At 56.9% G+C, this 26289-nt stretch carries 13 protein-coding genes and 1 pseudogene; 9 read left to right on the top strand and 5 right to left on the bottom strand.

The features are described 5' to 3' along the window. Window positions 1–18: 18 nt before the first annotated feature. The 3 genes from FNV92_RS31285 to FNV92_RS31275 all read right to left on the bottom strand — a co-directional run bounded on the left by FNV92_RS31285 (window position 19) and on the right by FNV92_RS31275 (window position 4938). Window positions 19–1128 carry a GNAT family N-acetyltransferase gene (locus tag FNV92_RS31285; protein WP_083850105.1) on the bottom strand — a complete coding sequence of 370 codons (1110 nt, stop codon included), beginning with the start codon at window positions 1126–1128 and terminating at the stop codon, window positions 19–21. Window positions 1129–1153: 25 nt separating this feature from the next. After that, entirely contained in the window at window positions 1154–1981 is an 828-nt protein-coding gene (locus tag FNV92_RS31280; protein WP_168213467.1) for a glycosyltransferase family 2 protein, read from the bottom strand. 1592 nt (window positions 1982–3573) lie between these two features. Further along, window positions 3574–4938, bottom strand: a complete 1365-nt coding sequence (locus tag FNV92_RS31275) for an undecaprenyl-phosphate glucose phosphotransferase (RefSeq protein ID WP_334266078.1) — start codon at window positions 4936–4938, stop codon at window positions 3574–3576. 594 nt (window positions 4939–5532) lie between these two features. Between FNV92_RS31275 and FNV92_RS31270 the strand changes: the two genes are divergently transcribed. From FNV92_RS31270 to FNV92_RS31260, 3 genes are all read left to right on the top strand, one after another. After that, window positions 5533–6342, top strand: coding sequence for a heparin lyase I family protein (locus FNV92_RS31270; protein WP_168213468.1), 810 nt, complete (start codon window positions 5533–5535; stop codon window positions 6340–6342). Between the two features lie 145 nt (window positions 6343–6487). Further along, on the top strand, window positions 6488–7582 hold the full coding sequence (locus tag FNV92_RS31265; RefSeq protein ID WP_168213469.1) for a glycosyltransferase family 2 protein: 1095 nt from the start codon (window positions 6488–6490) through the stop codon (window positions 7580–7582). 440 nt (window positions 7583–8022) lie between these two features. Then, window positions 8023–9153 carry a polysaccharide biosynthesis/export family protein gene (locus tag FNV92_RS31260; protein ID WP_244623799.1) on the top strand — a complete coding sequence of 377 codons (1131 nt, stop codon included), beginning with the start codon at window positions 8023–8025 and terminating at the stop codon, window positions 9151–9153. A 173-nt stretch (window positions 9154–9326) separates the two neighbouring features. Here FNV92_RS31260 and FNV92_RS31255 read toward each other — a convergent pair whose 3' ends face one another. Next, entirely contained in the window at window positions 9327–10118 is a 792-nt protein-coding gene (locus FNV92_RS31255) for a heparin lyase I family protein (protein ID WP_015688727.1), read from the bottom strand. Window positions 10119–10143: 25 nt separating this feature from the next. Beyond that, the gene (locus FNV92_RS31250; protein ID WP_051026626.1) at window positions 10144–10974 is read right to left on the bottom strand and encodes a polysaccharide deacetylase family protein; all 831 of its coding nucleotides are present in this window, start codon (window positions 10972–10974) and stop codon (window positions 10144–10146) included. A gap of 537 nt (window positions 10975–11511) precedes the next feature. Between FNV92_RS31250 and FNV92_RS31245 the strand changes: the two genes are divergently transcribed. The 6 genes and pseudogenes from FNV92_RS31245 (at window position 11512) to FNV92_RS31220 (ending at window position 26281) form a co-directional block, all read left to right on the top strand. Then, window positions 11512–12537 carry a glycosyltransferase family 4 protein gene (locus FNV92_RS31245; protein ID WP_168213470.1) on the top strand — a complete coding sequence of 342 codons (1026 nt, stop codon included), beginning with the start codon at window positions 11512–11514 and terminating at the stop codon, window positions 12535–12537. Between the two features lie 170 nt (window positions 12538–12707). Continuing rightward, window positions 12708–14021: a nucleotide sugar dehydrogenase gene (locus tag FNV92_RS31240; RefSeq protein ID WP_015688723.1), complete on the top strand. Its 1314-nt coding sequence runs from the start codon at window positions 12708–12710 to the stop codon at window positions 14019–14021. Further along, window positions 14005–15324, top strand: a complete 1320-nt coding sequence (locus FNV92_RS31235; protein ID WP_143843210.1) for a glycosyltransferase family 4 protein — start codon at window positions 14005–14007, stop codon at window positions 15322–15324. Before FNV92_RS31240 ends, FNV92_RS31235 begins: the two co-directional genes overlap by 17 nt. A gap of 389 nt (window positions 15325–15713) precedes the next feature. Further along, window positions 15714–15866 (top strand): annotated as a pseudogene (locus FNV92_RS34665) (DapH/DapD/GlmU-related protein); the annotation flags it as partial. 396 nt (window positions 15867–16262) lie between these two features. Continuing rightward, window positions 16263–18170, top strand: coding sequence for an amino acid adenylation domain-containing protein (locus FNV92_RS31225; RefSeq protein ID WP_244623800.1), 1908 nt, complete (start codon window positions 16263–16265; stop codon window positions 18168–18170). Continuing rightward, window positions 18167–26281: a non-ribosomal peptide synthetase/type I polyketide synthase gene (locus FNV92_RS31220; RefSeq protein WP_143843213.1), complete on the top strand. Its 8115-nt coding sequence runs from the start codon at window positions 18167–18169 to the stop codon at window positions 26279–26281. Before FNV92_RS31225 ends, FNV92_RS31220 begins: the two co-directional genes overlap by 4 nt. Window positions 26282–26289: the final 8 nt, after the last annotated feature.

Genomic DNA, 26289 nt, shown 5'->3' with positions numbered 1-26289 from the left:
GGACGTTGGAATCCAACGCTACGGCACCGCTTTGAGACCGCGCCGTCGCCAGAGCTCAGATCGAGCGACCAGCTGACTCCGCATTGATTCCCTCGACTGTACGATGTCGTGCAGAACGATCTCCGTCGGCATCCAGCGCAACTTTGATTGGTCCTTGCCAGTCGACAGGTTGAGCGCTGAGAAGCCCTGCTCGATCGCCCATTTGATGATCTCCACGACAAGAGTGGTCATCACTCCATACTTCTTCCAGCTCGGCTCAAAACCGGAGAAGTAGAGATAGATGTCTCGGCCGAGGGCAAAGGCAATCCGGGACGCAACAACCTCGCCATTAACCTCGAGTTCGAAAACGCGTACCAGCCCTCGCGACGCCAATTTACCTATGACATCGTCTAGGAAACCTCGGCTCTGAGCGGTATGGAAGTTGTCTCGATGCTGCTTCATATCGGCGGCCGACGATCGCGCCTGATGAAGTCGAAAGAAGCGGTGCAAGGTTTCAGCGTCGATGTTAGCGGAATCGGCTACGCGTAACGCCAATCTGTGCCCGTCTCGATCAAGAAACTCATACCCCTTCCGAATGCTCTTGCGGGTATTGTTGGAGAGGGTCGCGTGGAGCGCTTCCCAACGGTCGGGCAAATTCACAACGTAGTCAGGGAGGATCCGCTCGGTTCTTAGTTTGTCATGAGGAAGTTGACTGAGCGCGTCGGACCGAAGACCGCTCCACTTGAATACATCCCAATTGTTTTCATTCTCGCTAAAATGCTTGGCGAGCGCATATAGCGCATCGCTTTGATGTTCGGCCCTGCACACCAGCCCCCGCACCTCGGTAAGGCTCGGGTCAGTGCCGAAGAACTGCACCTTGCACAAACGGACTGGTCCGAAGCCGGGCTCATAAGTTCGCATCATCGGGGCAATCGCGACGAGTTCTCCATCGGGACGGCGGATTTCATGGAGCAAGAATTCGTCACGCCGCAACAATCCAGATCGAGAAAAGTGTTTCCACCATAGTTCGTTCCAGACCGGCGAAGTAAATGGAGTCCGGGGCGACAAACTACTGTCGAGATTCTCCCACTCGTGTTGCAGCTGCCCAAAGGCCGTTGACTGTGATAGCCTGTTGACGATCAATGACATCGCTTTGCCATATAAGCTTTTTGCCTCATACGAACTTGAATACTGTGCGAGCAAATATCTTTAAGGCATAAAATTCGAAGACACCCCAGGTCGACTTGTACCGTGTATTTGTTCGATGCTGAGCTGCGCGAAGATCGTCCACATCGCATTGCGTGAGGTTGGGCGCATGCATGAGTGAGGGGCTTCCAATGCGATATCTAAGTCCAACCCGATCGAGAAAGCACACGTCAAATTGTCGCATAGCTCTCGCATAAAAATCTACATCTTCGCGGAGCCGAAGTTGCGGATCGAAGCCGCCGAGTTGATCGACGCACCGTCGACGCAGGACTCCTGCGCTGCAGACGAGTAGTGCCCAATGGAACATGAGGCAGGCGACAAAGGCACGTCGCGAGCGAAGGCGCTGGCAGAAGTTTGCAAGCCGCGCTGCTTTCTCGAAGTACAATTTTTCTTGGTGCAACTGTGTTGGTGAACAGTTGCCGAAGGGATCGATACGGCAGAAAACGACGCCGACATCGGTGTGCTTGGCGAAAAGGTGCTTGACGGCTGCATAATGCCCCTGAGGAATAATATCATCGTCGTCGAGAAAATGGACAAAGTCTCCGCGCCCGGATGGCCAGCCCAAATTTCTTACGGCGCTGGGGAAGCCACCTGTCGGTTTGGGGTTGGCCATATATACTATTCGCTGGTCGTTCAGGCTTGCGACCACTGACTCGGCTGACCCCTCCGGGCTGTCATCGACCACAAATATCTCAATCTCCACATCGCGCTGATCGAGTACGCTCGAGATAGCTTCCCGGAGTTCGAGCGGACGGCGGAACGTTGGAATTACGACTGTGAAATCAATTGGTTTCACTATTCACCACCGAAAACTCAAGGGTGCGACAAAACGCGACTTGAAATACGTAATTGTTAGCATCAAGAGAGCCCGTTTTATAGGTTTAAATGCACGGTTGGTTATCGATCGTTCGATCAAGGACTGCCGGATCGACAGCCGAATAGGATGGACGGAAGACTCGGTGAGCGCGGCTGGCGCCCGAGGGCGGGGAACCAGTCCTGTGATCGAGAGCTGTGAAACGATCGCATGCGCCACCCGCCATCCGGCTTAGACCTTTCACGACAAGAAGACTGGCAAGTTCTGCGTAGAAGTATAGGGTACAAGCACGGGATCGTGTTTTGTGCACGGGAGGTGACCATGCGGCTAGTTCTTGCGGTGCTGTTGTTGTGGGGGTCGTCGGCTCAGGCTCAGAATTGCCAGTCAGCGGCTGGGCAGGCCTCTTGCGGGTCCGATGGCTATTCCGGGACGCGCAACGGAGCCGTTACCTATTGGAGCGACGGCGACACCTCGCGGCGCTTTGGGAGTACAAACTATAGTAGTGATGGAACGACCTTCCAAAGCTTTGGCAACAGCACGTATTTCAGCAACGGTACGACGGCGCAGACTTACGGCAACACAACTATCTTCAGCAATGGTCGTGCCTGCCAGCGTTATGGCAATCAACAATTCTGCAACTAGATCGGATCCGAGGCGGCGTCGTGGAGAGAACATTGACGCCTTGTCCGCTGCAAACAGGCAGTCAGGTTGCTGACTTATGAGCGAGCATCCTTCCTACTCCGATTTTCCGTATACCTATCGGTGGATGAACGGGGGCCGGCAGGGGCAGCAATGCCGCCTTCTCGCGGTGGGAACCATGTATGCCTGCCTCATCGAGTTTCCCGATGGTTTCAAAATGGTGAGCACGGTAAACGCTCTGAGAGAGGAAGTCCGGGGCGCCAGCGATGGCGAGCCGGCGGCTCAGCTCTCGTACGCTTTTAAATAGGCAAGCGTCTATCCACGCAATACTCACATAATCGAGGTCCGCTTTATCGTGAGCCGTAAGCGGACAGTCGTGCGTGAAATCACTCGACAGAACCGATTTGGTGCGTGCATCGCGTTTTGGCTAACTGAATATTAACCTTACTGTTATATTTAAATCGTTAATCATCACTGTGAGCCAGGGGTGTTGACCCGTATGGCCGAGCGCATCGTGATCTTGCTGGCGATGGCTTTGTGTCTCTGCGGGTGCTGCGGGGAGACAAGAGGCTACGTACAGTTGTCCAAGAATGCGGGCCTAGAGCGGGGTGCACGCGCCGCCGTGCCGGTTTTCCTTCCCACCCCCCATCGGCCGGGTAGTCTTCGCGATGCAAGCACGGGGGCTGCTAACTTGCAGCAAGTAACGCGAGATGAGGTTCCCACGGAAGCCGATCTTGCTAAGCTCAAGCCGTACTCCAAAGAGTGGGGAACTGCACTTGATGCTATGAACCGCGCGGCCGATGAGAGGTTGAGCAAGAAGCTTATCATCTGCCGTGGTTGTTTATCCCCCGCGGATGAAGATCGAACGGAGTCTTCCGCGTCTTACCTGCAAGGCATCTCAAGGGAGGAATCGGCCCGTCCTTTTCCAACGCCTATTAATATGCATTCCGTTGTTTCAAAACTTCCGAAAGCGTTTTGATCAGGATCCTGGCGTCCAGTTTCAGGCTCCAGTTGTTGATATACCAAAGGTCCAGTCGAACTCTTTGCGCAATATGGTCGACCGATGGAGTAGCGCCTCTGGCGCCGTTACATTGAGCCCATCCGGTAATGCCCGGCTTGACGTGTTGGCGATTCGAATAGTTGCTCAGTATTTTTTCAAACTGGTCGTCGTGGGCCAGTGCGTGAGGACGCGGTCCGACCAGGGACATGTCCCCCTTCAAGACATTGAACAGTTGCGGCAGTTCGTCGACGCTCATGGATCGCAATATGCGCCCGAGATCTGTCACCCGCGGATCGTCCCGGATGGCTTGCGCGACCGCCGGACCGTTCTCCTGAACAGTCATCGTTCGAAACTTGAATATGGTAAAATGCTTCTTGTTGAAGCCTTTTCGTTCTTGCCGGAAAATGATCGGACCCGGACTGTCCAATTTGATGGCGATCGCTGTAATGGCCAGGAGTGGCGAAAAGAAGAGCAGAGCCAAGGTGGAAAGAACGATGTCGACCGTACGTTTGATCAGGCATTCGGCTTCGCTGAGCGGAGCACGTTGGACGTGAAAGGCAAGGGTACGAATGCACTCGGACGCTGCATCACGCGTCAGCAGACGGATATTGGCGTCGGGCAGAAGCCAGACGGTTACCGGAAGGGTCTTTAAGTAACCCCGGACGCGTTCGAGGCGCCCAGCGTCATTCCAAGGCAAAGCGAGTAGAATTTCCCGGCAGTCTTGACGTCTCGCGAAGTCGCATGCCGAACGCAGGATATTTGCTTCGGCAAGCGTGGTCACCGGACTTGCTAGCTCGCTTAGCACAAAGGTCTTGATATCACCCGCGCCAACGCGAGTCAGAAGGCGTTGCTCTCTCAACGCGGCAATCTCATCCGAAAAGCCAATCAATACGATTGGACGCCAGCCAACGATTTTGTGAGAAACGGCAATGGACAGGGATGCTTTCGAGAGGCTACGCGCCGCCAACAGAAGCAACGGCGTGAGAAGGTTGAAGGCAACGAATGCGCCACGGGAGTAGCTCGGACCAATCTTGAGCAGGAAAGCAAGGAGCGCCAGCAAGAGCGCCGTCACAAACCAGGAAGACAGGATTGCGCCGGTCTCAAGGGCGGGCGCCATCGCTTCGGGAAGCCCGTAATGTCCACGCCCTCCCATTCGGAGCACGTAAAGCAGCCCAGCGAGGGTCCCTATCGCGCAATAGGAAGACAGGTTTGGCAGGTCATGATTGACCAGCATCTGATAGCCACCTCCTGCAACGGCGCACGAAAGGAGGATGACCGTTAAATCGAGCGCCGACAGCAAATAGGGTACGACGCTCTCCGAAACGCGAAAACGCGTTCCTGAAGACCAGCGCTCGAGTCGACCAACGTCGCCTGAGAAATCCGAGCCGTTTGTCAAATTAGCACCGAACCAATTGAATATGATGGATATTAATGTTGCCGGGAAATTAAATAAGAATTAACTATGCTACTATAGCCAAGTGACGACTTGGTGCAACATTAAATAATTGGTCGGTGCATAGGGTGTTCTTGCGCCCTCGGGCCGTCAGAGGCAGTTGGTGCCGTGGGGCAGGAAACGATCGGTTGATCCAGAGGTCTGAAGGGATGGGGGCGATACGGCCTTCGTGGCTTGAATCATCGACCTGTTGCGCCGTCCACCCAAATGGCCTGTTGAGAGCCGGTGCCTAGGTAATATGCTCAGTCCATCTGACGGTCCGAGCGCCGCTGGAGGCACCCGGCCTTGATAAAATGCTTGTCTTTTCTGTTTGGTGTCGCCGCCCTTGCAGCCGCAATTCAGGCATGGCCCGTTGGGGAGCGCGTTCTGCGGAATGGAGCGGCGGCTGTTACGCCAGAATCATCGAAGCAATGCCAGATGGCGCCTCGTGGAGGGAGGCGCGTGACCTATCGGCTCCCTCCCAGCAGCGGGCCCCTGGATGAAAGCGTCACCTTCGCGACGAACTGGGGGGAGCTTCGAACAGGCGGCTGGTACGGTCAACAGGCCGTGGACGATTGTCGGGTGCAGGTGGATGGTTTCCAGACTTGGCACGGCAAGCCGGCCGTCCGCATCGAAGTGCAGCCTAACGACGACCCGCTTTCGCTCAACTCCAACAGCGAGCGCGCCGAAATGTTTTCGATGCAAGACAGCAGCGGAACAGAGATTAGGGAAGGACCTGCGAGCGGACTGCAATACTATGCCACCAGTTACTATTTCCCAAGCAATTGGGAGGGGCAGCAACTCCCTTGGTCCGCGTTCGCCCCTGCCGACTGCTCGGCCGACGGCGGAAATGCTTGCAATAGCTGGTCCTTTGTTTGGCAATTCTACGGGTGGGGAGGACTGGCAGCAGCTCAACATACCATGGGCGGCCCTCAGCGATATACATTCAATCAAGCTGCTTTGTCGGATGGCGGGTTCGTGACACTAGGTCGATGGACTGATTTTGTTTTTAGGGTGGACTGGCGTAGTGGCGCCTTCGCCATCTGGCGGCGGGACGAAGGCGAGAAGCAGTTCAAACTAGCGCTGGAGGGAACTGCTCCGGCTCCGTCTGGCAGACGTGTCTATGTCAAGCAGGGACTTTATCGCGGTGGCAGGGTCGAGGGGCGGACGGACGTCCTTTGGATCGGTCCAACGATTCGAGGCGCCACCTTTTCCGGAGTCGAGCGGCAAGCGTTTGGCACCAGAGACGGTCGTCTTGACGATCATGACTAGGTTGGCCCTGCCCATCCGGGCATCGGCGCGATCATGGTCAAACGCGTTCAGCATGTTGAACGCGCGACCCAGTCTCAATGGATTAAATCCCATTCTCTTGCTACAGTTGAGCTTTGGCGCGGCTTCGGAGTGCACAGGGCGCAAAATGAGTAAGATCAGTATTATTATCAAAACCCTTAACGAGGCGACGAACATCGCGAGGGCCGTCCAGAGCGCGCTCGCCGCTATTGCAGACTACGAGGGCGAAGTCATTGTCGCCGACAGCGCTTCAACGGATGAAACAGTCGCGATCGCGAGGCAGTTCCCGACGTCTGTTGTCGTGCTGGAGAGTGCCTCACAGCGACGATGTGGCGTTGGGCCCCAACTGGGCTATCAGTACTGCAAGGGCGAATATATTTACATCCTCGATGGTGACATGGAGCTCGATGCCGGCTTCATCCGCAAGGCAGTCGACATCCTGGATCATCAACACGACGTGGCAGGCGTAGGCGGATATATCCATGAGATGCGGACCGACAATCTCGAGCTCAAAGGGCGGGTCAAGCGCTTCCAGCGCGCGCGCAGGAAGGATAAGCTTGATGTTGATTGCCTGAATGGCGGCGGGCTGTATCGGCGGGTCGCCATTTCGCAGATCGGGTATCTGTCCGACCGCAATCTGCATGCATTTGAGGAATACGACTTGGGAGCACGGCTTCGCGGCGCGGGGTGGCGCCTTGTGCTGTTGGAAGACAAGGCCGTCGACCACTACAGCTACGTTATGGGAACGTGGTCCCTCCTTTGGCACCGCGTCCTCAGCGGCCGCTTTTTGAGCTGCGGTGAACTCTTCCGCGCGGCGATGGCAGGTCAGTACGTCGGACGCCTGCTACGGGAGGTAAGAATTGTTCCACTCTCGATTGGCGTATGGGTTTATTGGGCGCTCGCCATCGTAGTGGCCCAATCGGCCTTGCCGTCTTTGACTCTGCTCGTCGCCCTGGGAATACCGGTCATCGCAATGGCCGTCCGCACAAAGTCATTAAACCTCGGACTCTTCAGCGTCATCACCTGGCATCTTTCAGCCGGTGGGTTTGTCGTTGGAGTTCTTAGATCTCGTTGTTCTCCCAACGCAGTAATTGCAAGCCGCCTTGTCCATTCAGTTGAACGTGACGCCGCTGATACCGGAAGAGGCCCATTGTACGCCGGTGCAGGTCTCGAATCAGGGATCTATCCCGTTTGGTCGAAGCAGCCGGCTGCACAACGATAGCCCTCCAGATTACTGTTAAGCTTCTCGGCCTTGCGAGCGGCCGTTCCGGCGGAGGGGCGAAGCGCGGCTTTCCCCGAGGAGCGCGTAAACCACGCAGGTAGGTGATTCGGACGATCGGCTCGAGCGGTCCAATGCCGGGGAAGACGACCCGCAATAGCGAACCATTTACCTGAATCAGGCAAAAACTCAGCGTGAGACGGCCGAATATGCATTTCCGCGGCCAAAATATCCCTTCGGTCGGGGTTTCTTCGCGTCTATTACGGCTTTTTCTGTGCTTTTCGGGAAACACTTGGTTGAAAATATTAAATCGCAGGCTTTCAGGTCATCCTCCTCTGCAGTCTCTCCGTGTTAGAGCGGAGCAACACAGGGGTAGGGGCATGCATTTCCGCCTAGCGTTTCTGACAGCGCTTATTGCAACGTTGGTAGGTGGGTGCGCGATCATGCCGGTTGCGGGTCCGCAAAGCTGGGACATCACGTCCGGGCAGGGTGATCTTCCCTATGCCCTTGTTCGATTGCGGCCAGAGGCACTCAATATCCTGGCGGCCCACGCGCCGAGGATCGCAGGCAGAATTGCCGACGGGCGGGGGCCCCAGCGGGTTGTCGTGGAGATTGGGGACATTCTCGGTGTGACCGTCTACGAAACGGGCGCCGGCCTGTTTGTGCAGAACGATCTGGGAGTGCGACCGGGCAACTTCTTCACCGTCCCGCCCCAAGCGGTCGGCCCGGACGGCAACATAACGGTACCGTCGGCAGGGCCCATACCTGCAAAGGGGCGGACGACGGCTGAGATCGAGCGCGAGATTGTCGCGGCCCTGAAAAAGCGATCGCTTGAGCCCAATGCTGTTGTCACCCTTCTCGACCAGCGTTCCTCCGCCTATACGGTATTGGGAGACGTTCGTGCGGCTGGCCGTTATGCTGCAAATGCCGGCGGAGAACGCCTGCTCGAAGCGATTGGACGTGCTGGCGGTCTTTTGGGGGCAGGCAACGAATCATGGGTGGTGCTTGAGAGGAACGGTAAAAAGGCTGTCAGCCCCTTTGGCGCTCTCATCGACGAACCCGGGAACAACATTTACGTTCGTCCGCGTGACTTGATCTACCTGTATCGCGAGCCGCGCACGTTCCTCGCCTTCGGGGCATCGGGCCGCCAGGGGCAGTTCCCGTTCGAAGCGTGGCGTGTTTCGTTGTCCGAAGCTATCGCAAAAGCGACCGGCTTGAGCGACCTGACGGCAGACCCGGCCTCCGTGTTCCTCTATCGCGGCGAAACGCGCGAGGTTGCAGCGCAACTTGGGGTCGACATTTCTCGCTTCGAGGGACCTGTTATCCCGATCATTTATCAGGCCGATTTGCGCGATCCCGGCGGCTATTTTCTGACCTCACGGTTCGAAATGCGCAACAAGGACGTGATCTATGTTTCGAACGCCGCGGCTGTTGAATCGACAAAGTTCCTGAATTTTGTCAGGACGATCGTGGCGACCGTTCAAGACCCGGTCACACTCGCGAACTCGGCGAAAGCGCTTAGCACGGGCGGCGGAACCACTATTGTGACCCAGCCCATAAGCGCAGGTAACTAAGCTACCGAAAATGTCCTCGGTGCTCGGCTGGCCCTGTTGAAACGTGGGGGACTTGATTTGCCCCGCAGTTGGCACGCCGCCGACTTGTGGCAGAGCACTAAGTGGCCATATGCATGACCGTTCATTGTACGGCGGGTGCCCCCGAGTGTCTGTGGCGGCTCGCTTAGTTGGTCCTATTTGACCGGCAGCGGCGTCGCCACCCTTGCGACAAGCTCGGACTTTCCGACCTCCATGTTGGCGAATTGAATAGCGAGGGGCGTGGTGATCGGGCCGTAGCCACGGTAAATCCCATACTTCCAGTAGGCTTGGTTACCCGGCGCCCCGATCATCCCCGAAAAATCGACGGCCTTTTTGCCATCGAGCCAGATTTCGAGCTGCCCGTTGGTCGATCCCTCGCGCAGGTGGAATACCACGTGGTGCCATTCGTTGCGGCTGAGCATTTGGTTGTAGCGAATGCTTGTCTCCGGCCCTGAGCGGGATCCCGATGCCTCACTGTAGATGATCAGCCGACCAGCCTTGAAGTGTATGTGGAATGGCCGAATTTTGGATCCGTGCATCTGGCTGATGGCTGTCCAGTCGGATTGGTATTCAGCGCCAGGCTCAATCAGGAACGAGTAGGCACCCCAAACGTCCGAGCCGTACTCATAGCGACGCTTGTAGCCATCAAGCTCGGAACGCTCTTTGTTTTCGCCAGAAGAGCGGTCCTCACCCCAAACATCCCCCGCCCGCACTTCGAAGCGCGTTATATCGGTCGTGTCGACTGATGCCCTGCGGATACTCCAGTCTGCGCCGGCTGTTTCAGCTACGTACGGCGTGCCCCGGATGGTGATAGGTCCTTCCGAGCTTCCGACGGACGTCCATCTCATTGGCGGTGCATCCTGCGCTTTGGAGGAGCAGTTCACCGGCAGCAGGATGGCGAAGAACGTGGTTGTCACCGCAGTGGCGAGCCGGTGTGCGATCCGCATGATTGAGCCTCTCATTCGAGGGATATTAGCCTCCCTGCGTGGCTTGCCTGCAGGCGACGCGACGTTGATCTGCGGCGTAGCCGTCAATCCACTGGCCGACGTCTATGAATTCCACCGATGCGTGCGATCTGAGGAAGTCCAACAAGCTCTCGAGAGCGTGCCAGACAGGCTCATCGTGCACCAGGTGATGTGTCAGAATCCCGATCGGCGCATCGGACTTCAAGAGGCCGAGCCTTCTACCCCGCAATTGCTGGACAAGGCAGTCAGAGACGACTTCGACGCTCTGAGCCGTTCTCGCCTTCCAATCGATGATGTCCAGGTGAACGTCGATCCGATGACCGTCCTTGAATTCCGGCATTCTGACAATTCCACGCCATTGCATGCGAGAACTCAACTGCAAGAGCTTCCGCTCGAAATAGCTAGGCATGAGCGAAACTCCAGCGAATCCGACTTGCGGCAAGGCGCTGACCAACGCAGGCGTAATACGGTTGAAGGGCGGAACAAATATTGGCTGCGACGAGCCAAAGAACTGTCGGAAGGAGCGCAATGCAACCTCTGCGTCCTCGATCATGCTGGCAATCGGTCGGTCGGGGCCAAACTCGGCGGGCTTTTTTCCAAGGTTGTGATTGATGTGCTTCCAGCCGTGGCACATCGGGTAGAATTGATGAACGCTTTCGGCCAGGTATTCTTGGAGGCCCGTAGTTATTTCTCCCGGAATAACTGCCAACCCGATCTTGGTCTCGTGTCGAGTAGCCACGTCGCTGAGGCGCTTCAGATTTGTTGACGTCTCAACGGCATCGTCGTCGCGAATCCAGAAATGAGCCTTTGAAGAACTGGAATCCGCCCAGATGTCCAATTCTCGTCGTGCGTAGTCCCATAAGCTAGTCACATGCAGTCTCGCAATTTAGCAGCCGACCTTGCTAGATCTGGTCGAAAGCTGTGAAACGACGCACGCAGTTGGAGCTGCTCGACGCCTCGTTTTGTGATCGGACGATCAAGTGACCGTAAGGATCCCGCGGGTATGTTGACTTCGATGCAAATCGCATCCCAAAGGCGGTGGTAACAACCGCACTCCAAATATATATGGCGGTGCATTAAACTAAAAATACCTATGGAACACCAGAAATAAATTCGTTCTTCTATTTGAGCTTAACGCGCTTCCTCCATCCGTGGCGGAGATATAATTTTGACCTTTGGGAGGCGAGTTGCCGAGGCGAAATTAACCCTTGTCCAATTGATCGTCTGCCGATTGTAGGATTTGCCTTGCCTCGCTCCGAGTTAGAAACGCACGTTAATTCTACAACAAGGGGTACTTCCAATGGTTTCTGCCCGGCCGATCAAGGTGATGATTGCCACCCCGTTCGGGGAGCATCAAAGGGGGGGGATCGACCGCTTGACGGATTTGATCGTTGCGAAGATCAGCGAGGGTCATTCAGCGCGCGCCGGAGTTTCCAGATTGGTTACGCGCGGTCCCGGTGCGCGGATCATGGCGCCGTTCGTTTTCGGCCGGGCCTTGGCCCGTCTCTGGATCGCCAAACAACGAGGCGATGTCGACATACTGCATATCAATGTGGCCGCCGATGGAAGCGCTATTCGAAAGGCGTTTCTGGCGCGCTTTGCGCGGGGTCTGGGGATACCTTACGTCGTTCATCTTCATGGTTCGCGGTTTCAGGAGTTCTGGCCGTCGGCAAGTCCTCGCGTGCGCATGTGGGTTGATCGACTCTTTGCGGAGAGTTCGGCCGTGATTGTCCTCGGAAAGGTCTGGTCGGATTTGGTTCTGGCGCATGTGCCTCAAGTCCAGAGCCGAATAATCATCCTTCCAAACGCGACTTTGCCAGCCGATTTTGCCTGCGATGCGCCGTGGAACGGGAGTGTTAGGATCTCGTTCCTCGGTGAACTCGGAAGCCGAAAAGGTACGCCGCAACTCGTCGAAGCGTTGGGGCGCCTGAATGGCGATCTGGATTGGACGGCGACGATCGCTGGAAACGGAAAAATTCAGGAGACCAAGGCTCGAGTGGAGCAGCTAGGCATTGCGGACCGGGTCAAGGTGCCGGGCTGGCTGGATGCCGAGGCGACGAAGAGGGTCCTGCGAGGTTCCGATGTATTCGTCCTTCCGTCATTTGCGGAAAATCTGCCGATGTCGATCCTCGAAGCTTTTGCCTATGGGCTTGCCGTCGTTGCGACACCGGTTGGCGCTGTGGCCGACGTGATCATCGATGGCACGAACGGCCTGCTTGTTCCGACAGGGGATGTGGATGCACTTGCGTCTGCTCTTCGCAGGCTGATTGTCGATCACCGCCTTCGTGTCGCGCTTGGGGTGGCCGCCAAGGCTGATCACGCTTCGAAATATGAAATCGGGGTCTATGTGCCACGATTAATAGAGATATGGCGGAGCGCCGCCGCTCCATTACACAGCTAAGTCCTGGCTTTGGAGGTCTTACCGGGAACCCGACGTGCAGGCAATAAATGTTAGGTCGCGGCGCGCTTGAAAAGGTTCACTAATTAAACATGTTGCGTTAATTGTTGCCCGGCGTATTTTAAATAGGATAACTACTTTGGCGGATCGATTTATTTAGTAGTGATTTGAACATGAGAGTCAGTGTTTTTGGGTTAGGGTATGTCGGGGCTGTAACGGCCGGATGTCTCAGCTCGTTCGGCCATTCCGTGATTGGGGTTGATCCCGCCGAGGCCAAGGTCGCCCTGATAAATGAAGGCAAGCCGCCCGTTATCGAGAAGGGCCTTGGCGAGAAGATTTCTGCTGCAGTCTCCAACGGGCAGCTCAGGGCAACCCGCGACGCGCGGGATGCCGTGCTCGGAACTGATTTGTCGCTTATCTGCGTTGGAACGCCAAGCAAGCGGAACGGCGATCTCGACACTGCAGCTCTAAGATTCGTCTGTGCCGAGATCGGTAGCGCACTTGTCGAGAAAGACTCATATCATTCGGTGATTATCCGATCGACTGTGCTGCCCGGCACCATACGGAGTGTTATTATTCCGGAGCTGGAGAAGGCGAGCGGCAAAAAGGCAGGTGTAGATTTCGGGGTTGGCTCGAATCCGGAGTTTCTCCGTGAAGGGACAGCCCTTGAAGATTTCTTCGCGCCACCCAAGACTGTTATCGGCGTCGAGGACGATCGGACTGCCAGCGCGCTGGAAGCGCTCTATGGCCCGATCGAGGCGCCGATCATTCGAACGTCGATCGAAGTGGCGGAGATGATCAAATACTCCGACAACGTCTGGCACGCGGTGAAGGTCGCCTTTGCCAACGAGATTGGTGTTTTCTGCAAGAGCCTTTCCATCGACAGCCATGAAGTGATGGACGTCTTCTGCAGAGATACCAAACTGAACCTGTCCAGCTATTACCTCAAGCCCGGTTTCTCGTTTGGAGGTTCGTGCTTGCCCAAGGACGTCCGAGCCTTGGTGCACAAGGCCAAATCTCTGGACCTTGATCTTCCGCTGCTTGGGGCGGTACTGCCTTCCAACGAACGCCAAACAAGTCGCGGCTTCGAGATGATCGTCCAACTCGAAAAACGGCCCGTGAGTATCCTGGGCATGAGCTTTAAAGCCGGCACGGACGATCTTCGTGAGAGCCCGATCCTTGAGATAGTCGAGCGACTGATCGGAAAGGGCTATGACATCCGCATTTTCGATCGCAACATTAGCTTGTCCAAGCTGGTAGGTGCCAACAAGGATTATCTTCTGCGTATGATCCCCCATGTCTCGTCATTGCTCGTCGAGACCCTGGATGAAGCTCTTTTGCACGGTGGAATCATAGTCGTTGGGAATGCCGATCCTGAATTTCGGACGATCGGTGATCGCTTGCGACCTGGTCAATTTGTCGTTGATCTGGTCCGCATCAAGGATCACTCTCGATTAGTAGGAAATTACAATGGTATTAGCTGGTAAATCATTGCGGCCAAGACGAATATTGATCATCGTCGAGAATCTTCCGGTGCCGTTCGACCGCCGAGTCTGGAACGAGGCCACCGCTCTGGTCAAGGCTGGCTACGAGGTCAGCGTGATCTGTCCAGTGGGACACGGAGCGTCGGCTCGCCGCGAAGTCATCGATGGCATTCATATCTACCGGCATCCCATCATTGAAGCGCGCAGCGTCTCCTTTTACTTCGTCGAATACGCTGTTGCACTGTTCTGGGAGTTCCTGCTGGCATGGCGCGTGCTCTTCGAGCGGGGCTTCGACGTCATTCACGCATGCAATCCACCCGATTTGATTTTCCTGATCGGAGGATTCTTCAAACTGCTTCTTGGAAAGAAGTTTGTCTTCGATCACCACGACATCAATCCCGAGTTGTTCGAAGCGAAGTTCGGTAAGCGCAATCTGCTCTATCGAGTCGTGGTCGCCCTTGAGCGTTGCACTTTCGCTATTTCGGACATTTCGCTAGCGACCAATCTCTCCTACCGCTCGATTGCCCTTGAGCGTGGCAAGATGGATCCCTCTCGAGTCTTCGTCGTGCGTTCCGGCCCAAATCTGGAGCGGCTCAGGATCGTTCCTCCAGATCCATCCGTAAGGAAGGGGCGTGCGTATTGCGTCGGCTACGTTGGAGTGCTCGGTGCACAGGAAGGGATCAACTATCTTCTTGAGGCAGCGAGGCATATCGTCCGCGATCTGAAGCGCAATGACATTCAATTCTGCATCGCAGGCGGCGGGCCCGAGCTCGAGCGGCTCAAGGCGCTCGCAATCAAACTGGAAATAGACGAGTACGTTACATTCCATGGCAGGGTCTCGGACGACGAACTGCTCAGGATTCTCAATACAGCGGACGTCTGCGTAAACTCGGACGAATGCAATGCGATGAATGACAAGTCGACCATGAACAAGATCATGGAATACATGGCGCTTGCGAAGCCGATCGTTCAGTTCGATCTCACGGAGGGCAGGTACACGGCGCAGAACGCCTCGCTTTACGCAGCCGCCAATGATTCAATCGATTTCGCGGTTAAGATACTTGAGTTGCTGAGCAACGCGGAGCGACGGAAGCAACTTGGTGAGTTCGGCAGGGCGAGAGTCATGGAGCAGCTCGCCTGGCCGCATGAGGAGCCGAAGCTCCTCAATGCGTACGAAGTCCTTTTCGAGGGTGGCCTGGCAGTGCATGGTCAATCCAGAGGGCAAGTTGCGAGTAGCCATGGCGCTGGTCTCGTGCCCGAAAACCTGGTGAGGCGACTACTGAGTCCGCTTGCAACTAGAAAATGAGTTGGGCCATGCCCTCGTTTTGGACAAAGGTCAGAGCAGACGCCTACCGCGTTAAGGGCAAAACTCCCTCGAGCGGTTCGGTGTTTGCGCTTGCGTTGTTCAATCGCAATTTCCGGCCAATCTTGACCATGAGGCTCTGTCAGTGGAGCGCGGATCATTCTTCAGCTCTGAATCTACTAGCGAGAGTGCTGCATCGCTTCGCGTCGGCGAAAGCAGGAATCGATATGCCGTCGGTGGTCCGTGCCGGCGCCGGTCTCACTATCGTGCATGGTTGGGGTTTGGTTGTGAACCGCGATGCCATCATCGGCTCGAACGTGACCCTGTTCAACGGTGTCGTGATTGGCCGCAAGGACAGAATCACACCCGAAGGGCGCGTAACGGAATACCCCGTTGTTGGAGACGATGTTTGGATCGGGCCGCAGGCCATCATTGTCGGCGGGATCAATATCGGAAACGGCGCGATCATCGGTGCGGGAAGTGTCGTCACGAGGGATGTTCCGGCGCACTCCATCGTTGCCGGAAATCCTGCGAGGGTTCTCAAGACAGGCGTGCCTCCTGACGTCATGAATCGAGCGCCGATGAGCGCCGAGAGTTCGGGAAGGAAGCATCAAATCCGTCGAAATGAGGACGGCCATGCGCGAGCGCCTGACTTGGCCCTTCATCGATCTGAAAATATCGAGTGAGATAACGAATTCATGAGCAGCGCGTTCGTCGATTAAGGCAGCAATGAAATACGCGACAATATTGCGAATTAACCAAGGAGGCCATGTTATCGGGGCGAAATCGCGAACAAGCTGACTATTAGGTCCCGGTCGATTATATTCCACCAAGATTTTTGTATTTTTTAGTACGCCGTCTCGGTTTTTTTTCCTGGAGACTGGCTCGAAGAGGCGATTGTACATATGGCGTGGCCAGATGCTGACTCGCTGGTGATAGGGATGGAGACGCAAGCACGCGCGCCGTTCCGTCTTGAAACATTGTGCCGGTCCTTCGAACGGCAAGCAGCTCAAACGCCAGATAACGTCGCGATTAAGCTTGGGGACGAATGCCTCACTTATCGTAAACTCGACGAACGCTCCAACCAACTCGCACGCCTTTTGCGCAACCTGGATCTGCAGCCAGATAGTCTGGTTGCTGTGTGCTTTGAAAGGTCGTTTGACCTGGTCATTTCCATGCTTGCCGTCCTCAAGGCGGGTGCCGGCTATCTCCCGATCGATCCGTCGTACCCGCTCGAACGAATCTCGATGTTGCTCGCCGATGCAAACCCGTCTGCGATCCTGACACAGGAAATGTTGGCCGGGAGGCTCGGACAGAGAGACTGCGGGACGGTCATCTGCGTCGATCGGGACCGTCGTGAGATCGACGAGCAGAGCCCGGATCGATTGGAGGAGATCGCTTCGCCAGATAATCTTGCGTATGTGATTTACACCTCGGGATCGACGGGCCGCCCCAAGGGGGTAATGGTCACCCATCTGAATGCGGCCCGCCTTTTTACCTCGACTGCGCATTGGTTCAATTTCGGGCCGAGCGATGTATGGACCTTGTTTCACTCATCGGCATTCGATTTTTCGGTCTGGGAGATCTGGGGCTGCCTGCTGAGTGGAGGTCGGCTGGTCTGTGTACCGCACTGGGTAGCCCGCTCGCCGAGCGATTTCTATCGCTTGTTGGCCCAGGATCAGGTCACCGTACTCAACCAGACGCCGGCCGCATTCTATCAATTGGTCCAACTTGAAGAATCCGGCGTCGTTGAACTGTTGAAACTTCGCTATGTCATTTTCGGCGGCGAAGCACTCAATTTCGCAAATCTCCGTCCCTGGTTCGAACGTCATGGCGACCAGACGCCACGGCTAATCAACATGTACGGGATAACGGAAACGACCGTTCACGTAACTTACAGACCCGTCAGGGCAATAGACGCCCAAGCAGAAACAAGAAGCCTGATCGGCGTTCCTATTCCGGATTTGAAGCTCTATTTGCTCGACTCGGAAATGCGGCCGGTCGCCAATGGCAGTGTCGGAGAGATCTATGTCGGTGGCGCTGGCGTAGCGCGGGGCTATCTGAATCGCGCGGAGTTGACGGCGGAACGCTTTGTTCGGGATCCGTTTGCAGCCGGGCCGTTGAACGTCATGTACAGAACCGGCGATCTGGCACGCGCCACCGAGGACGGAGATCTCGAATATCTCGGCCGGGGTGATTTGCAGGTCAAGATTCGCGGCTACCGGATAGAGCTGGGAGAGATCGAGGCTACGCTTGCGGATCATCCGTCCGTTGCGCAGGCCGTTGTTATGGCGCGAAGAGACGGTCAGCCGGGTGAGCCGAAGCTCGTAGCTTATATTATCAGCAAACCGTCTGTATCTGTCTCCACGCCGAACTTGCGTGATTTTCTCAAGTCGCGCCTTCCCGAGCATATGGTGCCTTATGCCTACGAAATGCTCGAATCCTTCCCGCTGACGGTGAATGGCAAAATAGATCGTGCCGCTCTTCCTGCGCCCAAACGAGTGGCTCACGTCGAGCCTGTACGTGCCTCGGTGCCCTTGGAGGTAGAGATCGCAAACATCTGGCGCAAGGCTCTAGGTATAGAAGCGGTTGGTATCGACGACAATTTTTTCGATGTTGGCGGAGACTCCTTCCTGCTCGCGAGAGTTCATGTTCGGATGCAACAAGAGTTGCAGCTCGATATTCCCATTACCGACCTGTTCGAGTTCACCACGATACGCGGTCTCGCGCGGCATCTGAATGCGAGCACCGCGCGGCAGACGGGCCTCGCGGACGCGCGGTCTAGAGCGCAAAGGCAACGCGCAGCGTTTGGCCGAAAGCGGCCATTCCGCATCGGAGATGCATCGTGAGCGATGGGAAGGCAGAGCGTGAAGCTGCGGAAGGCGTAGCAATCATCGGAATGGCGGGACGGTTTCCCGGCGCGCGTAGCGTGGCGGAGTTCTGGCGGAACCAACTGGATGGGGTAGAGGCGATCTCTCGCTTCGGAGCTGGCTCGCCGGAGGGACCTAGCCAGGGCGCGCCGGCGGCGGGCGCGGGTATTGTGAACGCGCGGTCGATTATCGACGACATCGAACTTTTCGACGCAGAGTTTTTTGGGATTTATCCGCGCGAAGCCGAATTGATGGATCCTCAGCAGCGTCTATTTCTCGAATGCTGTTGGGAGGCGATCGAGAACGCCGGCTACGTGCCTGAGTCGTATCCCGGCCTGATTGGCGTGTATGCCGGATCCAGTCTTTCTTCGTATTTTCTCTCACGGCTGTGTGCGACGCCGGGGTTCATCGCGAAATTTACCTCCGGTTACCAGGTCTCGAACTACGTCGAGATGATGGGAAACAGCCTGGATTTCCTGTCTACCCGCGTGTCGTACAAGCTAAACCTGCGCGGACCAAGTTTCACCATGCTGTCTGCCTGTTCGACATCGCTGCTATCGGTGACCCAGGCGTGCCAATCGCTATTGACCTACCAGACGGATATGGCCCTGGCGGGTGGCGTTTCGATCACCCTTCCCCAGGAGCGCGGCTATCAGTATCAGGAAGGGGGGATGGTCTCACCTGATGGTCACTGTCGGGCCTTCGACGCGGCCGCGCAAGGGACGGTCTTTGGAAGCGGCGTTGGTGTTGTGCTGCTGAAGAGACTAGACGATGCGATCCGCGATGGCGATCAAATCCACTCTGTCATCCGTGGCTTCGCCGTCAATAACGATGGATCGGCGAAAGTCGGCTACACGGCGCCAAGTGTGGAAGGGCAGACCAGCGTCATTGCCATGGCCCATGAGGCGGCGGATGTCGACCCGGATACGATAGGCTATATCGAGGCTCACGGAACAGGGACGCCGATGGGCGACCCGATAGAGCTGATTGGCCTGACCAAAGCATTTCGTCTCTCTACTGGACGCAAGCAGTTCTGCGCAATTGGAACAGCTAAAACCAATGTTGGGCATCTGGATATCGCTGCCGGCGTAACGGGATTGATCAATGCCTCTCACATCGTAGAACACGGTGTGTTCCCGCCGACTTTGCATTTCAAGAGTCCCAATCCAAAATTCGATTTGGCGAGCAGCCCGTTCAGGGTCATCACCGAGCGTACGGAATGGAATTGCGGCGATGGTCCGCGACGAGCGGGAGTGAGCGCTTTCGGCGTCGGTGGAACCAACGCGCATCTGGTGCTTGAGCAGGCGCCACAGAGAGAGCCGACGCACTCGACCAGATCATCGCAGTTGCTGGTGCTGTCCGCGCGTTCGCCGACCGCCCTCGAGAGCGCTACCGACAATCTAGCAGAGCATCTGCGGCAGCACCCTGAGCTCGACCTTGCGGACGTCGCCTGGACCTTACAGGAGGGTAGGCACGAATTTTCTTGCCGCCGGATGGTGGTGGCAGGAGACGTCGATGAAGCTGTCCTCGCATTGTCAAAGCGGGAACGAATACAGACACGCTCCAAGCCATACGACACGCCCGAAATCTGCTTCATGTTCCCTGGGCAGGGTTCGCAGCACGTCGACATGGCGCGTGAGGTCTACGCAGCCGAGCCGATCTTTCGGGAGGTCGTTGACCGTTGTTCCGAGATGCTCATCCCGCACCTTGGGGTCGATCTTCGAAGCGTGTTATATCCGCCGGAGGGAGCGAATGACCAGACAAAGCGCGCCGTAACCGAAACAATCATCGCGCAGCCGGCCATCTTCACAATCGAATACGCCTTGGCGCAACTCTGGATGAGTTGGGGAGTCCGGCCAACAACGATGGCCGGCCACAGCATTGGTGAGTTTGTCGCAGCATGCCTCGCGGGCGTCATGTCATTGGAAGATGCGCTGAAACTCGTTGCTGTGCGGGGACGTTTGATGCAGCAGCTGCCTGCAGGCGGCATGCTCTCGGTCCGGCTACCAGAGGCGAAGCTTCACGGCATTCTGCGCGGGCCCCTTTCGATTGCTGCGGTCAACTCTCCGTCGCTCTGCGTGGTTGCAGGCCCGCTTGAAGCGATCGCCGACCTTGAGCGCGAGTTGGGCGATCAGAAGGTCGTTTATCGGCGGTTGGTAACGTCTCACGCGTTTCATTCTGCGATGATGGATCCTCTCGTTGATCCATTGGCGGAGGCAATCGCCGAGACGAAGCTCAACCAGCCTCGGATCCCCTATGTTTCTGGCGTTACTGGGGATTGGATTACCGACGAGGACGCAACCGATCCTCATTATTGGGCGCGACATGCGCGCGAGCCGGTCCGATTTTCGTCCGTTGTTCAGGTGATCCGGCAGAATCCAAAAGCGATGCTCCTGGAGGTGGGACCAGGGAATGTCCTGGCTACGCTTGCGCGGCAGCACGGCGGCCCGCAAGACCAGATCATCGTGTCGTCGCTTTCAGATCAACACTCCGGTGGGCGCGATGTCGAAGCGCTCCTATCCGCCGTAGGCGCTCTATGGCTTGGCGGAGTTCGGCCGGACTGGAAGGGCTTGCACAATGGCGAGCGCCGTCTGCGCCTTCCATTGCCGACTTATCCGTTCGAACGAAAGCGCTTTTGGCTCGAAATGGTCCCAGAGGCGATCGGTGGAGAAGATCCGACATCATCCGCAGGGGCCTCCGGGTCGGATCGCACCGTGCGCAATCTTCAGCCTACACAGGAAACGGAAGTCGCGAACATGGCGCCCAAAAATGGATCGCAGTCAGCTTTGACGTCGCTATCGGCTCGCTCGTCCAAAATTCAGACCGCGATTGCTGAATTGTTGCGCGAACTCTCCGGGGTGGACGTCGCCTCGGTCGATAGCTCGATAACATTTCTCGAATTGGGCTTCGACTCTCTGTTCCTCACGCAGCTCGCGCAAGCCGTGCAGGAGAAGTTCGCGATCAAGATCACGTTTCGGCAGTTGCTCAATGACATATCGAGCCTGGCGGCATTGACCAACTATGTCCAGGGCGAGTTGGCGCCCGATGCGTTCTGCGAACCGCCAAGTACTCCGAAGCGTCCAGATGAGACCGGTACCGTGACGGCCATCGCGGCTGCCTCCGTCGCCGCGCAAGAGTCTCGACCTGCGTCTGCTGCGCCAGGTGCCCCGTCGTCCCTGGCTGGAGACGCGGTTGGACAGCTCATGCGAGATCAACTGCATGCGATGAATCAATTGCTCGCGAAGCAGCTCGAGACGATGCAGGTCGCAGTCTCACAAGCTGCGATCCCAGTGGTCTCTAGTGCGTCAATTGTTCCTCTGCCGCCAGTCCCGCAGGCAGCGCCGGCTATCGTTGCCCAGGAGATCACCCGGTCGGATGTCGGCAGGGCTCACGGTCCATACAAGCCGCCGCAGATTGGGGTGTCCCAGGATTTGACGGCAACGCAAAAGAGTCAGCTTAAGAGGCTCATCGAGCGGGTGACGCAGCGCACCGGGAAATCCAAGAGTTACACCGAAAAATACCGCAGTGTGCTCGCTGATCCCCGTGTGGTTTCTGGTTTCCGCGACCAGTGGAAGGAGATGGTCTACCCGATCGTCACGGACCGATCCAAGGGGTCTCGCATCTGGGATATCGACGGTAACGAGTACATCGACCTTGTAAACGGCTTCGGCCCGATCATGCTCGGCCATCGTCCCGCGTTCGTCCAGGACGCTATAGAAAAGCAGCTGCATGCCGGCTTTGAGACCGGCCCGCAGAGCGCGCTAGCCGGCGAAGTCGCGAAGATGTTCTGCGAGATGACCGGCAACGAACGCATGGCGTTCTGTAACACCGGGTCGGAGGCAGTTCTCGCAGCTTTACGTGTTGCCCGCACCGTAACGGGCCGTAGCAAAGTCGTCATGTTCAATGGCGACTATCATGGCTTGGTTGACGAAGTTCTCGTCAAAGGCCTCCGGGACAAAGCCGGTGAACCAGTTGTGTTCCCGATCGCGCCCGGCATCCCGCGGCAAAGCGTGTCCAACATGGTCGTCCTCGACTACGGGGCAGACGAGTCTCTCGAATGGATCCGGAAGAACGCTGGCGATATTGCGGCGATTCTGGTTGAACCTGTTCAAAGCCGTCACCCCGCGCTACAGCCGCTGGAGTTCCTGAAGGAGCTCCGGAAGATTGCGACACAATCGGACGCCGCCTTGATCTTCGATGAGGTCGTCACTGGATTCCGCGTCCATCCAGGTGGGTGTCAGGCGCTGTTCGGGATCCAGGCGGACCTTGCGACCTATGGAAAAGTGATAGCGGGTGGCATGCCCGTGGGTATTCTGGCCGGCACACGCCGTTTCATGGATGCTCTCGATGGCGGCACCTGGCAGTTTGGAGACGATTCCTATCCTGAGGTCGGCGTCACGTTCTTCGCAGGAACGTTCGTGCGTCATCCCCTCGTCCTTGCGGCAATGTACGCTGTCTTGCTGCATTTGAAGGAGCACGGGCCCGCTCTCCAGGAGCAATTGAACAGGCGAACCTCAGACCTCGTTCATCGGCTCAATGAGGTCCTGCAGGCCGAACAGGTTCCGACCCATATTGAGACGTTCGCGAGTTTCTTCTACTTCAGCTTCCCGGCCTCCGAGCGGCTCGCCAGCCTCTACTATTTCTACCTTCGCGACAAAGGCATTCATATCCGGGAGGGTTTCCCCTGCTTCATGACCACGTCGCACAGCGATGAGGACATGGAAAACATTGTAAGCGCGTTCAGAGCCAGCGCGGTCGAGATGCGCGAGGGCGACTTCTTCTCAACGGCGGGCAATCTCGCTTCTTCCACGGCGGCCGTTTCCAGACTGGAAGATCCGGCTCCCGCAGCGCCACAGCAGATTCCTCTGACTGAAGCGCAGCGTGAGATATTTCTCGCTGCTGTCTTGGGGAGTGACGCGTCCTCCGCCTTCAACGAATCGTTCAGCATCAGCCTGAAGGGCGATTTGCAGATTGGCTTGTTGCGAGAGGCCGTGAACGAACTGATCGAGCGACACGAGGCACTTCGTTCCACGGTTGATGCGGATGGTGGCATCATGCATGTTCAGCCGCAATTACGGCTCAACGTGCCAGTGCGAGACCTGACCTCGTTTGAACCGTCCGAGCGCGAGAACGAATACCGGCGCACTCTGGCGGCGGACGCACGAAGGCCCTTCGATCTCGTCAAGGGGCCGCTGATTCGTGCGGAGATCGTGCGCCTAGAACAAGGCCATTATCAGTTGGCGATTACGGCCCACCATCTAGTGTGCGACGGGTGGTCGACCAATGTGCTCGTCGATGAACTGGCAAGGCTCTACACGGCAAAGGTTGGCAGAAGGGATGCCGATCTCCCCGTGGCGGCGCGTTTCTGCCAGTATGCCCGCGAGCAAGTCGAGCTTCAAGACGCCGGCAAGAATACTGATGTTGAAAGATATTGGCTCGATCAGTTCCGCGACTTGCCCGAGCAACTGGCGCTGCCAACCGATCGCCCGCGGCCGTCAGTGAAGACACACACGGGTGCCACGGCTCGGCATCACCTCGACGCTGCGTCCTACTCCAGGATCAAGCAACTTGGCGCGAAGAATGGTTGTACGCTTTTTGCGACGTTGCTTGCGGGATTTTGCGTGCTCCTTCATCGGCTCAGCAGCCAGACCGATATTGTTGTCGGCATTCCCGCCGCGGGGCAGAGTCTGCTCGACAACGGAAATCTCGTAGGCCACTGTGTCAACTTCCTCCCCCTTCGAACTCGCATCGACCCGAACGCCTCGTTTGCGGCAACTCTGAGCGATGCAAAACGAGTTTTGCTCGACGCGTATGACCACCAGACCTATACTTATGGAACCCTCGTGAGAAAGCTCGGCGTCCCCCGCAATCCCGCGCGGATGCCGCTCATGGAGGTCCAGTTCAATCTCGAGCGCCTCGGAGCGGGTGCTCGATTTGAGGGTCTCGAAACGGCGGTCGAGCCGAACCCCAAGGCTTCCGTAATTTTCGATGTCTTCTTCAACGTCGTCGAGTCCGATCAGGGGCTGATGATCGATTGCGACTACAATGCGGACCTTTTCGACGAAAGCACGATATCGCTCTGGATGCGATACTATGAAGCTCTCTTGCTCGATGCAGTCTCCAATGCGTCGAAAGCCGTCGATGACCTGACGCTCATGAGCCGCGAGCAGACCTCTTCGGTGCTTGCAAGGCTGAATCCGAATTCGATTGATGCGAGCGCGACGGAGTCGATCGTCGATATGTTCGAACGGCAGGCCGCCCGCACGCCAGGCAGTATTGCCGTGCAGATGGGCGATATCCGCCTGACTTACGATGAGCTCAACACGCGGGCAAATCAGCTCGCGCGTTATTTGCAGCGGCTGGGAGTCAAGCCGTCGTCGATGGTGGCGACCAGCTTCGAACGATCGGTCGAGATGATCGTAGCGATGCTGGCGACCCTCAAGGCAGGGGCCGCCTACGTGCCGCTCGATTCGTCCTATCCTATCGAGCGGTTGACCACACTCGTCGATGACGCAAGACCGTCTGTCCTGCTCACCCAGGCCACGCTCGAAGGCAAACTGCCGAACAGCGGACCAAAGGTGATTTGTGTCGACAAGGAACGGCTCGATATCGGCCTGGAGGATTCGACCAATTTGCCGTCATTGTCCCGTTCGGACGTTCCTGCCTATGTGATCTACACTTCTGGGTCTACCGGGAAGCCGAAGGGTGTTGTCGTTAACCACCACAATGTCGCGAGGCTGCTGAAATCGACCAATCATTGGTTCAATTTCGCAGAGACCGACGTGTGGACGCTGTTCCACTCCTCCTCATTCGACTTTTCTGTTTGGGAAATTTGGGGCTGCCTCCTGACCGGTGGACGTCTGGTCATCGTGCCGTATTTTGTCACGCGTTCGCCGCAGGACTTTTACAACCTGCTCGCTGACGAGAGAGTCACGGTTCTCAATCAGACGCCGGCTGCATTCTATCAGCTGATCCAGGTGGAGGAGGCGGGTCTTCTCAAGCCATTGTCCCTTAGATACGTGATCTTCGGCGGGGAGGCGCTGAATTTCGCGAGCCTCCGTCCTTGGGTCGACCGCCATGGCGATCGCAGTCCGCAGTTGATCAACATGTACGGCATCACTGAAACGACGGTGCACGTAACCTATCGGCCGCTGAACGCGACCGATGTGTCGGGAGAGGCCCGTAGTCTCATCGGAACGCCGATACCCGACCTTCGTCTCTATGTGCTGGATGCGAAGCAGCGTCCGGTGCCCCCGGGCGTGACTGGTGAAATCTATGTCGGCGGGGCCGGTGTCGCAGGCGGCTATCTGAACCGGCCTGAACTCTCTGCAGATCGCTTCCTTCCTGATCCGTTCGTCACGGGTCCGGATGCGCGGATGTATAGATCGGGCGATCTCGCCCGGATGCTATCGTCGGGCGACATCGAATATCTGGGTCGCGCCGATGCGCAACTCAAGATTCGCGGATTTCGTATCGAGCCCGGAGAAATCGAGGTCGCCTCGGTCGAACATCCTGGGGTGCAGCAAGCGGCGGTCGTCGTACGCAAGGACGATGGAGGGGCTGCGAGGCTCTTTGCCTATTATGTGGCCAAGCCAGGGAAGCACATTACACCTGCGGAGTTGCGGCAACATCTTCTGGACAAGTTGCCCGCACATATGATTCCGCACGCGTGCGTCGCCATCGATGCCATCCCCTTGACGATAAACGGCAAGGTCGATCAGGCCCGACTTCCTACGCCGGATCCCGACGTGGCGAGCCAGGGACGCGAATACGTTGCACCTACGACCTCGCAGGAGCAAAGCCTCGCAAAGATCGTTTGCGAAATATTGAAGCTCGATGTCGTCGGTACGACGGACAATCTGTTTGAGCTTGGAGCCGATTCGCTTCACGTTTTCCAAATAACCTCGCGGGCGGCTAAGGCTGGTCTACCGATCACGCCAAAGTTGGTGCTTCAACAGCGTACAATTGCCGGGGTCTTGGCTGAACTCGATAGAGATCAGCCAGTGGCGTCGCACGTAATAACTCCGGTGGAGCGCGGCATGTATCGCGTGAGGCGCGAAGTCTCCCGGGGCAGGAAGGTTCAGGACTAACAGCGAGG

Origin of the sequence: Bradyrhizobium cosmicum, from assembly GCF_007290395.2 — a bacterium.
Classification (GTDB): domain Bacteria; phylum Pseudomonadota; class Alphaproteobacteria; order Rhizobiales; family Xanthobacteraceae; genus Bradyrhizobium; species Bradyrhizobium cosmicum.
This window is presented reverse-complemented; position numbering and strand designations above follow the sequence as displayed.